At 64.6% G+C, this 12,608-nt stretch carries 12 protein-coding genes; 10 read left to right on the top strand and 2 right to left on the bottom strand.

The window, feature by feature from the left end; genetic code table 11:
• Window positions 1-29: 29 nt before the first annotated feature.
• Together B597_RS29350 and B597_RS29345 are read right to left on the bottom strand one after the other, a co-directional pair.
• Window positions 30-998: an NAD(P)/FAD-dependent oxidoreductase gene (locus B597_RS29350; RefSeq protein ID WP_003293374.1), complete on the bottom strand. Its 969-nt coding sequence runs from the start codon at window positions 996-998 to the stop codon at window positions 30-32.
• A gap of 164 nt (window positions 999-1,162) precedes the next feature.
• Entirely contained in the window at window positions 1,163-1,582 is a 420-nt protein-coding gene (locus B597_RS29345; protein WP_024161765.1) for a DUF488 domain-containing protein, read from the bottom strand.
• Between the two features lie 215 nt (window positions 1,583-1,797).
• On the opposite strand from B597_RS29345, the gene B597_RS29340 reads away from it, so the two are divergent.
• The 10 genes from B597_RS29340 to tatA all read left to right on the top strand — a co-directional run bounded on the left by B597_RS29340 (window position 1,798) and on the right by tatA (window position 12,457).
• Window positions 1,798-2,151 carry a hypothetical protein gene (locus B597_RS29340; RefSeq protein WP_003293372.1) on the top strand — a complete coding sequence of 118 codons (354 nt, stop codon included), beginning with the start codon at window positions 1,798-1,800 and terminating at the stop codon, window positions 2,149-2,151.
• 70 nt (window positions 2,152-2,221) lie between these two features.
• On the top strand, window positions 2,222-2,662 hold the full coding sequence (locus B597_RS29335; protein WP_003293371.1) for a CopD family copper resistance protein: 441 nt from the start codon (window positions 2,222-2,224) through the stop codon (window positions 2,660-2,662).
• Between the two features lie 168 nt (window positions 2,663-2,830).
• Window positions 2,831-4,081 carry an acyl-CoA dehydrogenase family protein gene (locus B597_RS29330; RefSeq protein WP_003293369.1) on the top strand — a complete coding sequence of 417 codons (1,251 nt, stop codon included), beginning with the start codon at window positions 2,831-2,833 and terminating at the stop codon, window positions 4,079-4,081.
• Between the two features lie 223 nt (window positions 4,082-4,304).
• Window positions 4,305-6,482 (top strand): transcriptional regulator NosR, encoded by a 2,178-nt coding sequence (nosR, locus tag B597_RS29325; protein WP_003293367.1) that lies wholly within the window; start codon window positions 4,305-4,307, stop codon window positions 6,480-6,482.
• 66 nt (window positions 6,483-6,548) lie between these two features.
• Window positions 6,549-8,462, top strand: a complete 1,914-nt coding sequence (gene nosZ / locus B597_RS29320) for a TAT-dependent nitrous-oxide reductase (RefSeq protein ID WP_003293365.1) — start codon at window positions 6,549-6,551, stop codon at window positions 8,460-8,462.
• Between the two features lie 131 nt (window positions 8,463-8,593).
• On the top strand, window positions 8,594-9,886 hold the full coding sequence (locus B597_RS29315; protein ID WP_419184904.1) for a nitrous oxide reductase family maturation protein NosD: 1,293 nt from the start codon (window positions 8,594-8,596) through the stop codon (window positions 9,884-9,886).
• Entirely contained in the window at window positions 9,883-10,809 is a 927-nt protein-coding gene (locus tag B597_RS29310; RefSeq protein WP_003293362.1) for an ABC transporter ATP-binding protein, read from the top strand. Before B597_RS29315 ends, B597_RS29310 begins: the two co-directional genes overlap by 4 nt.
• Window positions 10,806-11,636 carry an ABC transporter permease gene (locus tag B597_RS29305; RefSeq protein ID WP_024161763.1) on the top strand — a complete coding sequence of 277 codons (831 nt, stop codon included), beginning with the start codon at window positions 10,806-10,808 and terminating at the stop codon, window positions 11,634-11,636. Before B597_RS29310 ends, B597_RS29305 begins: the two co-directional genes overlap by 4 nt.
• 29 nt (window positions 11,637-11,665) lie before the next feature.
• Window positions 11,666-12,238, top strand: coding sequence for a nitrous oxide reductase accessory protein NosL (locus tag B597_RS29300; protein ID WP_024161762.1), 573 nt, complete (start codon window positions 11,666-11,668; stop codon window positions 12,236-12,238).
• 36 nt (window positions 12,239-12,274) lie between these two features.
• Window positions 12,275-12,457, top strand: coding sequence for a twin-arginine translocase TatA/TatE family subunit (gene tatA, locus B597_RS29295; protein ID WP_003293358.1), 183 nt, complete (start codon window positions 12,275-12,277; stop codon window positions 12,455-12,457).
• The last annotated feature ends 151 nt before the right edge of the window (window positions 12,458-12,608 follow it).

The following is a 12,608-nucleotide window of genomic DNA, read 5'->3' as shown; positions in this document are numbered from 1 at the left end:
GTGACTCCGGTGACGGACAGGCCCTGTCGTTAGCGTAGCCGGGTCCGCGCGGGCTGGCGTCGTGGCCAGGGATTGGCTTCCAGGCTGTTGTGAATCGCGGTGGCCGCCTGCGCCGCCTGGCCGATGGCGACGCTGATCTGCTTCAGGCCGGCCACCACGTCGCCCACCGCGTAGAGCCCCGGCTGCGAGGTCTGTTGCTGGTGGTCGACGCGCAGCGCGCCATCCTCGTCGCAGGCAATGCCCAGTCGCTGCGCCACCTCCGAGCGAAAGCGCGCGCCGAGGCAGGGGTACAGGATGTCGAACCGATGCGTCTCGCCGCCGACGGTAAGCACCTCGATGCCGTCGTCGAGCGAGTGCAGCCTCTGCACTTCGGCGCAGATCAGGCGGATATCGTAGTGTGCCGCCAGCTGGATCGCCTGCTCGTCGGCCGCGGTAGCGCCCGGCGCGATCACGCTGACACGGTCGGAGAAGGTCCGCAGGAAGGCGGCGTGGCCGATGGCGCATTCGGCTTCGCCATATACCGCGACGCTGTCGCCGCTGACCTCGAAGCCATCGCAGATGGCGCACAGGCGCAGGTGGCCCGCCGCAATCGCCTGTCGGGCGTCGTCCATTTGCGGCAGGGTGTCCTCGATGCCGGTGGCGATGATCAGCTGGCGCGCGATGCAGCGCCGCGCGTTCCAGGTTACGGCGAAGCCCAGCGGATGCAGTTCGATGGATTCGACGGTGCCGTGTTCGATCTGGGCGCCGTATTCATCGGCCTGCTGGCGCAGCCGCTCGAGCAGGTCGTTGCCGCTGATGCCCGGCGGAAAGCCGGGATAGTTGCGCGAGCGCGGAATCAGGCCGGCGCGGCTGCAGCCGGCATCGACCACCAGGCAGCGTCGGCGAAAGCGCGCCAGGTACAGCGCAGCGGTCAAGCCGCCCGGGCCGCCCCCGACGATCAGGCAGTCGTAATCGGCCCGGGAAGCTTCGCTGGGTGGTGCATCAGGCGCTCTCGTCATGATCGGCACTCGCTAGTTGCATTGCCTGTTATGAAGAGCGCGGCTTGGTTAAGTTCGGCCGCGCCGATGATCGGGGCGCAGACCTGGCGCGAGCGGATGCTGCCGGAATGGAAGAGCTACGAGGTGGAAATCGGCGTCGACGCTGATGCGTGCGGCGATGACGGTCAATCGGCGCCGTTGAGTCCTTTTTCGGCATCGTCGGCCAGGCTGGTCGGCGAACCGGGGCGGTGTAGCCGCTGCAGTTCCTCCTCCAGCCATTCGGCCAGCACCCGGGCGTTGTTTCGACACTCGTCTTGCGCCGCATAGACCAGCGTCAGGTGGCCGCGCCCGGCCATCGCCAGCAGCGCCCAGCAGTGCTCGGGATGGGCGGCCAGTTCGTTCCGGTAGCGCTGACGGAATTCGGCAAAATCGATCGTGTTGCCCTTGAACGCCTTGCGCAGAGCGGTCGAAGGCGCGAGATCCGGTAGCCATGCCTGCAGGGCGAGGCTGTCCTTGCTGCAGCCTCTCGGCCACAGCCTGTCCAGCAGCAGGCGTTGGCCGTCCGCCTTGGCCGCTGGAACGTACGCGCGCTTGCAATGAATCATCGAAAGCTCTCGTTGGTTTTGTCCGGGACAGCATAGGTAGAAAGTACGGAATATGAAGGGTTAAAAATACATGTTTTTAAGTAAATTTAACCATATCTACAGTGGTATAAAAGACCCTTAGTAATCCTATCTTGTTGATTTTAGTCGGTTAAATTTCAGGCATGTTTCGTGAAGAGCAGTACGGGCGGCAACCCTTACTCGAATAGGAGCGTGACATGAAAAAGACAACGGTTCTGATGGCGGCAGCAATGGTCCTGACAAGCGGCCTGGTCAGCGCAGACGAGGTGCTGGAGGTGCATGAGGATCGCGCCGTCGGCGGCGGTTTCGGCGGGCTCAGCGGCTTCATGCTCGGTGCTGCGGCAGGCGGCCCGGTCGGGGCTCTGGTCGGTGGAGGCATCGGTTACCTGATGGGGCAGGGCGTCCAGCAGGCTGCCGGACTCGAGCAGACGCTGTATGTGGTCGAGCGCGAAGACGGCAGCGTCGCTCGCATTCGTACCTCCGATGACCGCTTCCTGCAGGGGCAACATATCGAGCGCAACGGCGCGCAGATCACCGCGTCGGCAAAATGACCCCGTGCGGCTGGTTCCGTGGTGCGCTGTTGGAGGATGATCGCCGCTGGCTGTCACTGGGGAGGCACAGATGAGTTATTCCGTTCTGCATGTGGTGCATCTGCTGGCCGCGATCTTCTTCATCGGTACGCTGTTCTTCGAGGTGATGATCCTCGGCCGTATCCGCCAGCAGGTCGGCGAGCAGACCATGCCGCTGGTGGAGCGCGCCGTCGGTGCGCGTTCGCGAGTGGTGCTGCACTGGGTGGTGCTGTTCGTCTACGGAGCCGGCATCGGCCTGGGCTGGTATCACCGCGAGGCGCTGGCCGACCCGCTGGCCAGCAGCTTCGCCACCTTGCTGACGCTGAAGATCCTGCTGGCGATCGGCGTGTTCGTCAGCTTCGGCCTGGTCGCCATCCTGCTGCGCAAGGGGCGCATGACGCCCGCCCGCTACCGCACCATCCACTGGGCGATCCTGCTGCAGATGGTCGGCATCGTGCTGCTCGCCAAGGGCATGTTCTACGTGCATTGGTGAGGCTGCGCTGCATACCCAGTTTCGTCGGTTGCGGTGATGACCACGGTCAATTCTGCTGAGGCTTCGTTGCATGTTTATCGGGCCTGATTCAGTCATCGCAGCCTCGTTGCTTTAGCGGCTGCGGGAACTAAGGTGGCTGCATCCTTTCCCGATCAGCAGAGGTTGCCCATGGATTTCGCCTACAGCCCGCGCGTGGAGGCGCTGCGTCAGCAACTGCGCGCCTTCATGGACCAGTACATCGTGCCGCGAATAGGCGCCTGGCATGCCGAGGTTGCGGCCGGCCAGTACCCCGTTTCCTTCATGGACGACCTCAAGGCGCTGGCGCGTTCGGAAGGGCTGTGGAACCTGTTCCTGCCGTCGCTCGGCGAAGATGAGCCGGGCATGGGCCTGAGCAACCTTGAGTACGCGCCGCTGGCGGAAATCATGGGCCGCGTGCACTGGGCCTCCGAGGTGTTCAACTGCAACGCACCGGACACCGGCAACATGGAGCTGCTGCACATGTTCGCCACACCCGAGCAGCGTCAGCGCTGGCTCCAGCCGTTGCTCGAAGGCGAGATCCGCTCGGCCTTCGCCATGACCGAGCCGGACGTGCCGTCCTCGGACGCCACCAACATCCAGACGCTGATCCGCCGCGACGGCGACGATTACGTGATCAACGGTCGCAAGTGGTTCATCACCAACGCCTCGCATCCGAACTGCAAGCTGTTGATCGTCATGGGCAAGACCGACCCGGACGCCGACACCCACCAGCAGCAGAGCATGATCCTGGTGCCGTTCGACACGCCCGGCGTCGAGCTGCTGCGCAACATCCCGGTGATGAACCACATCGCCCCGGAAGGCCACAGCGAACTCCTGCTGCGCAATGTGCGGGTGCCGGCAAGTAACCTGCTGGGCAAGGAGGGCGACGGCTTCATGATGGCCCAGGCGCGCCTGGGGCCGGGGCGCATCCACCACTGCATGCGCTCGATCGGCATGGCCGAGCTGGCGCTGGAGCTGATGGTCGAGCGCGCCCAGGAGCGCAAGGCATTCGGCAAATACCTGCAGCAGTATTCCAACGTCGCCGACTGGATCGCCGAGTCGCGCATCGAGATCGAACAGGCGCGGCTGCTGGTGCTCAAGACCGCCTGGATAATCGACGAGGTCGGCGCCAAGGCGGCGCGCAAGGAAATCTCGATGATCAAGGCGCTGGTGCCGCGCATGCACACCAACGTGGTCGACCGCGCGATCCAGGTCTATGGCGCGATGGGCCTGACGCCGGACACGCCGCTGGCCGACATGTGGACCGGCGGTCGCGCGCTGCGCTTCGCCGATGGTCCGGACCAGGTGCATCTGCGCAGCATCGCGAAGATGGAAATCAAGGCCAGTGAAGCCAGTCGCGGCGCGACGGCAGCCTATCTCACCCCGCCCGGCCGTCACTGAGCGCGCCGTCTCCGCTGCCTGCGTCTCTGTACGGAGCGCGCAGGCAACGCCCCACGCTCTCCATCCATCACCGCCCCGCCCACTTCGTTAGGGGTGCAGGGCGTGTCTTTGACATAAGCCAACGAAAGCGGCCGCCGGCGGCGTCCTTGATTGCAATCAAGGGGGATCGGCTGGGCGCTCTCCTACCATGCGAGCCACATCAATAGTGCAAGCAGGTGGTTTGATGGCGCTCCGCGAGTTCTGGTCGTTGTCCGGTGTTCTACGCGCCAGGGCCAAGGATCTTCTCATCGTTCTGGCCCTGGCGTTCTGCGCGTTGCCGCTGCAGGCCAGGGAATACCAGGCCGAACAGCAGCGCCTCGACAAGTTCTTCCCCGGTGCCAGCCTCTCGGCTGCCGAGGGCGACTACCATGTCCGCACCATCAGCAAGGGTGACGAGATACTCGGCTATGCCTTCCAGTCCATCAACGTGGTGGATATCCCCGCCTATTCCGGCAAACCGATCAACATGCAGGTGCTGCTCGATCCGCAGGGGGTGATCGTCGATGCCTACGTGCTCGAACACCATGAGCCGATCCTGCTGATCGGCATTCCCGAAGCAGAGCTGCACGCGTTCAACGCCAAGTACCAGGGCATCCGGGTCGACCAGCGGGTCGTGGTCGGCCGCTCGCAGGACGAGAATGCGGTCACCATCGATGCGGTCACCGGTGCCACCGTCACGGTGATGGTGGTCAACGAGATCGTCATGCGCGCCGCCCACGACGTCGCGGTGTCGCTGGGGCTGGTGGAAGACAACGGCGGCATCGCGCAGAAGCCGGCGACCGTCCGCGAGGATTACTACCAGCCTGCGACCTGGAGCGACCTGACCGGCAACGGTGCGATTCGCCGCCTGCACCTGACCAAGGGCGACATCGACCAGGCGTTCAAGGGCACCGAGGCCGAAGGCATCGACGAGGCCGCGGCCGATGAGGTGCAGGACACCTTCATCGACCTCTACGCCACCCATCTCAATCCGCCGAGCATCGGCCGCGCGCTGCTCGGCGATGCGCACTACCGCACACTGATGGACGAGCTCAAGCCCGGCGAGCACGCCGTCGCGGTGATGGCCAGCGGCGAATACTCGTTCAAGGGCTCGGGCTACGTGCGCGGCGGCATCTTCGATCGGGTCCAGCTGCGCCAGTTCGGCAATGTCATCAGCTTCCGCGACATGGACTTCCAGCGCCTGGATGACGTGTACGCCGACGGCATTCCGGATTTCAGCGAGATGGCGGTGTTCATCGTCCGCCAACAGGCCGCGTTCGACCCCGGCTCGCCCTGGACGCTGGAGCTGCTGGTGCGGCGCCAGACCGGTCCGGTCAGCGGCATGTTCACCAGCTTCGAACTGCCGTATCAGATGCCCGAGCAGTACATCGAGCGCCCCCAGCCGACGGCCGAGGAACTGGCCGCCATCGAGGAAGCCAAGCGCCCGCTGTGGGTCAACATCTGGTACCAGAAGTCGTTCCAGATCGGCGTGATCCTCGCGGCGCTGGGCCTGCTGACGGTCATCCTGTTCCTGCAGGACACCTTCACCCAGCGGCCGCAGTTCCTGCACTGGCTGCGCCGCGGCTACCTGGTCTTCACCGTGGTGTTCATCGGCTGGTACGCGCTGGGGCAGTTGTCGGTGGTCAACGTGCTGACCTTCGTGCATGCGCTGTTCCAGGACTTCCGCTGGGAGCTGTTCCTCTCCGATCCGGTGATCTTCATCATCTGGACCTTCACCGCCGCCAGCATCCTGCTCTGGGGCCGCGGCGTGTTTTGCGGCTGGCTATGCCCCTTCGGTGCGCTGCAGGAGCTGATCAACGAGGCCGCCCGCAAGCTGAAGATTCCGCAATACGAGCTGCCCTTCGTCGTGCACGAGCGGCTCTGGGCGATCAAGTACATCGTCCTGCTGGTGCTGTTCGGCATCTCCCTCGAGTCGATGATGCTCGCCGAGAAGGCCGCCGAGGTGGAGCCGTTCAAGACCGCCATCACCCTCAAGTTCGACCGCCAGTGGTGGTTCGTCGCCTACGCGCTGTTCCTGCTGGTGATCAACATCTTCACCCGCAAGGTGTACTGCCGCTACGTCTGCCCGCTGGGTGCGGCGCTGTCGATCAGCAGCAAGGTCCGCCTGTTCGACTGGCTCAAGCGCCGCCCGGAATGCGGCAGCCCCTGCCAGCTATGCGCCAAGGAATGCGAGATCCAGGCCATCCACCCGGATGGGCACATCAATCACAACGAGTGCCACTACTGCCTGGACTGCCAGATGACCTATCACAACGAAAACAAGTGCCCGCCGCTGATCCTGAAGAACAAGCGCGCCAAGCGCGGCAAGAAGGCGCCGGCCGAGCCGTCGCTGATCCCCGTGGTGCAGGTAGTGGAACCCTGAGCCGTCGCCGCTGGCGAGGTGCTCGACCGCTGTATTTGAAGTGGATGTCCAAAGGAGCGAAACCCCATGAGTGACAAGAGCAAGAACAATCCCGAGGTGCTGGAAAAGGGCGGAATGAGCCGTCGCGGTTTCCTCGGTGCCAGCGCGATGACCGGTGCGGCCGTTGCCGCCACCGCCTTCGGCGGCGCCGTGATGAGCCGCGAGTCCTGGGCCGCGGCGGTCAAGGATGCGCAGCAGAGCATCCACGTGGCGCCCGGTGAACTGGATGATTACTACGGCTTCTGGAGCGGTGGCCACCAGGGCGAAGTGCGGGTGATGGGCATCCCGTCGATGCGCGAACTGATGCGCATCCCGGTGTTCAACGTCGACTCCGCCACCGGCTGGGGCATCACCAACGAAAGCCGCGCGATCATGGGCGACAGCGCCAGGTTCCGTAACGGCGACTGCCACCACCCGCACATCTCCATGACCGACGGCAAGTACGACGGCAAGTACCTGTTCATCAACGACAAGGCCAACACCCGCGTCGCGCGTATCCGCCTGGATATCATGAAGTGCGACAAGATGATCACCGTGCCGAACTGCCAGGCCATCCACGGCCTGCGTCTGCAGAAGGTGCCGCACACCAAGTATGTGTTCGCCAACGCCGAATTCGTCATCCCGCACCCGAACGACGGCAAGGTCTTCGATCTGCAGGATGAAAACAGCTACACCATGTACAACGTCATCGATGCCGAAAAGATGGAGATGGCCTTCCAGATCATCGTCGACGGCAACCTGGACAATACCGATGCCGACTACACCGGCCGCTTCACCGCTGCCACCTGCTACAACTCGGAGAAGGCCTACGACCTCGGCGGCATGATGCGCAACGAGCGCGACTGGGTCGTGGTGTTCGACATCGAGGCGGCGGAGAAGGCGGTCAAGGCCGGCAAGTTCATCACCCTCGGCGACTCCAAGGTGCCGGTGCTCGACGGCCGCAAGAAGGCCGAGAAGGACAGCCCGTTCACCCGCTACATCCCGGTGCCGAAGAACCCGCACGGCTGCAACACCTCGTCCGACGGCAAGTACTTCATCGCCAACGGCAAGCTCTCGCCGACCGTATCGATGATCGAGATCGCCAAGCTGCCCGACCTGTTCGCCGGCAAGCTCAAGGACCCGCGCGACACCATCGCCGCCGAAGTGGAACTGGGCCTCGGCCCGCTGCACACCACCTTCGACGGTCGCGGCAACGCCTACACCACCGTGTTCATCGACAGCCAAGTGGTCAAGTGGAACATGGCCGACGCGGTGCGCGCCTACAACGGCGAGAAGGTCAACTACATCAAGCAGAAGCTCGATGTGCACTACCAGCCGGGCCACATCCACGCCTCGCTCTGCGAAACCAGCGAAGCCGATGGCAAGTGGCTGGTGGCGCTGTGCAAGTTCGGCAAGGACCGCTTCCTGCCGACCGGCCCGCTGCACCCGGAAAACGACCAGCTGATCGACATCTCCGGCGAGGAGATGAAGCTGGTCCACGACGGCCCGACCTATGCCGAGCCGCACGACTGCATCATGGCCCGTCGCGACCAGATCAAGACCAAGAAGATCTGGGATCGCAACGACCCGTTCTTCGCCGGCACCGTGGCCATGGCGAAGAAGGACGGCATCAACCTGGAGACCGACAACAAGGTCATCCGCGACGGCAACAAGGTGCGCGTCTACATGACCTCGATGGCACCCAGCTACGGCGTGCAGGAGTTCACCGTCAAGCAGGGCGATGAGGTCACCGTGGTCATCACCAACATCGACCAGATCGAGGACGTGTCCCACGGCTTCGTCATGGTCAACCACGGTGTGAGCATGGAGATCAGCCCGCAGCAGACCTCCTCGGTGACCTTCGTCGCCGACAAGCCGGGACTGCACTGGTACTACTGCAGCTGGTTCTGCCACGCGCTGCACATGGAGATGGTCGGCCGCATGATGGTCGAGCCGGCCTGATGCCGGAGCCGGCCCCGTTGCCAGGGGCCGGCTTGCTTCACCCGTCACGGTCCCGGCCTGAGCGTCGGGACCGCCACAGAATTCCTGCCTGAACGCTGAAGAAGGTAAACGTCGTGCTCAGAAATCAGGCGATCCATTCGTTGCGGCTGCCGAGCGCTTGCGCACTGGCGCTGCTCGCCGCGCTGGCACAGGCCGCGCCGCAGCCGGTTATCGAGCTGCCATTGCAGGCCATGGGCGACAACCGCTGGCGCCTGCCGGCCGGCGAATACCAGGGCCAGTACCGTATCGACGGTCCGATGCAGCTGCTCTGCGATGCCGGCGCGGTGTTCGATGCCCAGGGCCGCGGCAATGCACTGACCATTGGCGCCGCCGGGGTGCAGGTGGAGAACTGCACGCTGCGCAACTGGGGGCGCGACCTCACCGCGATGGACTCCGGCGTCTTCGTCGAGGCTGCTGCGCAGGGCGCCGCGCTGCACAATAACCGCCTGCAGGGCCCCGGTTTCGGGGTCTGGGTCGATGGTTCCCGCGATGTCGAACTGCGCGGCAACCACATCGTGGGCGACCCTTCGGTGCGCTCCCAGGACCGTGGCAACGGCATCCACCTGTATGCCGTGAGCGGCGCGCGGATCATCGGCAACTACGTCCGCGATACCCGCGACGGCATCTACATCGACACCTCGAACGGCAACCACCTCGAAGGCAACGTCCTCGAGGACCTGCGCTATGGCGTGCACTACATGTTCGCCAACGACAACAGCGTGATCGGCAACATCACCCGCCGCACCCGCACCGGTTACGCGCTGATGCAGAGCCGCAAGCTGACCGTGATCGGCAACCGCTCCGAGCAGGATCAGAACTACGGCATCCTGATGAACTACATCACCTACTCGACGCTCAGGGACAACTTCGTCAGCGCCGTGCAGCGTGGCGACACCGGCGGCGACAGCATGATCAGCGGCGGCGAGGGCAAGGCGCTGTTTATCTATAACTCGCTGTTCAACACCATCGAGAACAACCGCTTCGAGAACAGCTCGCTGGGCATCCACCTGACCGCCGGCTCGGAGGATAACCGCATCGCCGGCAACGCCTTCGTCGGCAACCGCCAGCAGGTCAAGTATGTCGCCACCCGTACCCAGGAGTGGTCGGTGGACGGCCGCGGCAACTACTGGAGCGATTACCTGGGGTGGGATCGCAATGACGACGGCCTGGGCGATGTCGCCTACGAACCCAACGACAACGTCGACCGCCTGCTCTGGCTCTACCCGCAGGTGCGCCTGCTGATGAACAGCCCGAGCATCGAGGTGCTGCGCTGGGTGCAACGCGCCTTCCCGGTGGTCAAGGCGCCGGGTGTGCAGGACAGCCATCCGCTGATGAAGCTGCCCACCGAAGAACGCCTAACCGAAAAGCAGGAGCCAACGTCATGAACGCCGTCGAGATCCAGGGCGTAAGCCAGCGTTACGGCAGCATGACCGTGCTGCACGATCTGAACCTGAACCTCGCTGAAGGCGAGGTGCTGGGGCTGTTCGGCCATAACGGCGCGGGCAAGACCACCAGCATGAAGCTGATCCTCGGCCTGCTCGCGCCGAGCGAGGGCCAGGTGAAAGTCCTCGGCCGCGCGCCGAACGATCCGCAGGTGCGCCGCCAACTCGGCTATCTGCCGGAGAACGTGACCTTCTATCCGCAACTGAGCGGCCATGAAACCCTGCATCATTTCGCCCGCCTGAAGGGCGCGGCGCTGAGCCAGGTGGACGACCTGCTCGAGCAGGTCGGCCTGGCGCATGCCGCCGATAGGCGGGTGAAGACCTATTCCAAGGGCATGCGCCAACGCCTCGGCCTGGCCCAGGCGCTGCTCGGCGAACCCCGCCTGCTGCTGCTCGACGAGCCGACCGTGGGCCTCGATCCGATCGCCACTGGCGATCTCTACCTGCTGATCGACCGCCTGCGTCAGCGCGGCACCAGCGTCATCCTCTGCTCCCACGTACTGCCGGGTGTCGAGGCGCACATCAACCGCGCAGCGATCCTCGCCAAGGGCCGTCTGCAGGCGGCCGGCAGTCTGGTGCAGCTGCGTGCCGAAGCCGGGCTGCCGGTGCGCATCCGTGCCAGCGGCATCAGCGAGCGCGACAGCTGGCTGCAACGCTGGACCGATGCCGGGCACAGCGCCCGTGGCCTCAGCGAATCAAGCCTGGAGGTGGTCGCGGTCAACGGCCACAAGCTGCTGTTGCTGCGCCAGCTGCTGGGCGAGAGCGAGCCGGAGGACATCGAGATCCACCAGCCGTCGCTGGAAGACCTCTACCGCCATTACATGGAGCGCGCCGGTGACGTGCGCGTCCAGGAGGGTCGCCCATGAACCAGGTCTGGAACATCGCCCGCAAGGAACTCAGCGACGGCCTGCGCAATCGCTGGTTGCTCGCCATCAGTTTGCTCTTCGCCGTGCTCGCGGTGGGCATCGCCTGGCTCGGCGCGGCCGCGTCCGGGCAATTGGGCTTCACCTCGATCCCGGCGACCATCGCCAGCCTGGCCAGCCTGGCCACCTTCCTGATGCCGCTGATCGCGCTGCTGCTGGCCTATGACGCCATCGTCGGCGAGGACGAAGGTGGCACGCTGATGCTGCTGCTGACCTATCCGCTGGGGCGCGGGCAGATCCTGCTCGGCAAGTTCGTCGGCCACGGGCTGATCCTCGCCCTGGCGGTGCTGATCGGCTTCGGCTGCGCGGCGCTGGCCATCGCCGTGCTGGTCGAAGGCGTCGAGCTCGGCATGCTGTTCTGGGCGTTCGGCCGCTTCATGATCTCCTCGACGCTGCTCGGCTGGGTGTTCCTCGCCTTCGCCTACGTGCTCAGTGGCAAGGTCAACGAGAAGTCCAGCGCCGCCGGGCTGGCGCTCGGGGTGTGGTTTCTCTTCGTGTTGGTGTTCGATCTGGTCTTGCTCGCGCTGCTGGTGCTCAGCGAAGGCAAGTTCAATCCGGAGCTGCTGCCCTGGCTGCTGCTGCTCAATCCCACCGACATCTACCGGCTGATCAACCTGTCCGGCTTCGAAGGCAGCGGCAGTGCCATGGGGGTGCTGTCGCTGGGCGCCGACCTGCCGGTACCGGCCGCGGTGCTCTGGCTGTGCCTGCTGGCCTGGATCGGCATTTCGCTGCTGCTGGCGTTCGGCATCTTCCGCCGGCGTCTGGCCTGACTTCCGTGAATCGAAAAGGAAATCCCTCTATGAACGCACTGCATCGCATCGGCGCCGGAACGCTCCTGGCCCTGTTGCTCGCCATTGGCCTGGCCGGCTGCGGCGAGAAGGAGGAGGTCCGGCAAGCGCTCGAGCCGGTGGCCTTTCACGACGCGGACGAATGCCACGTCTGCGGCATGATCATCAGCGACTTCCCCGGGCCCAAGGGCCAGGCGGTGGATAAGGGGGGCGTGAAGAAATTCTGCTCCACGGCCGAAATGCTTGGCTGGTGGCTGCAGCCGGAGAATCGTCTGCTCGATGCCAGGCTGTACGTACACGACATGGGCCGTAGCGTTTGGGAAAAGCCCGATGACAATCACCTGATCGACGCAACCAGCGCCTACTATGTCGTCGGCACCTCGCTCAAGGCCGCCATGGGCGCGTCGCTGGCAAGCTTCGCTGAAGAGCAGGCCGCCCGGCGCATGGCCGAGGAGCACGGCGGTCGCGTTCTGCACTTCGAGGAAATCGATCAGGCTCTGCTGCAGGAAGCGGCGAGCATGCAGCACGGCGGCATGCACGGGCATGCCGCCGGCGCGCAACACAACGCACACGCGGGTCACTGAGCCGCGATCATCTCCAACACATCCGAGGTAAGCACAATGATGGGTATCAGCGTCTGGCAACTTCTGATCCTTCTTCTGATCGTCGTCATGCTGTTCGGCACCAGGCGCCTGCGCGGTCTGGGCTCCGATCTCGGCAGCGCGATCAGCGGCTTTCGCAAGTCGATGAATGACGGCGAAACGACGGCTTCGGCCGATACCGTCAAGCAGGAGCTGAAGTAGGCGGCTTTATCCGGCGTCATTGAAAAGTATCGCGGAAGGCCTGCCCAACCCCAAAAGCATCGCCCCGAGGTCGGGCCTCCCACGAAGGCCACCAGCCCACACCAACCCGCCGTGGGAGGTGCGCCCCCGCGGCGATGCAGGCCGAAGGCCT

The sequence above is a fragment of the Stutzerimonas stutzeri KOS6 genome, from assembly GCF_000307775.2.
Classification (GTDB): domain Bacteria; phylum Pseudomonadota; class Gammaproteobacteria; order Pseudomonadales; family Pseudomonadaceae; genus Stutzerimonas; species Stutzerimonas stutzeri_B.
This window is presented reverse-complemented; position numbering and strand designations above follow the sequence as displayed.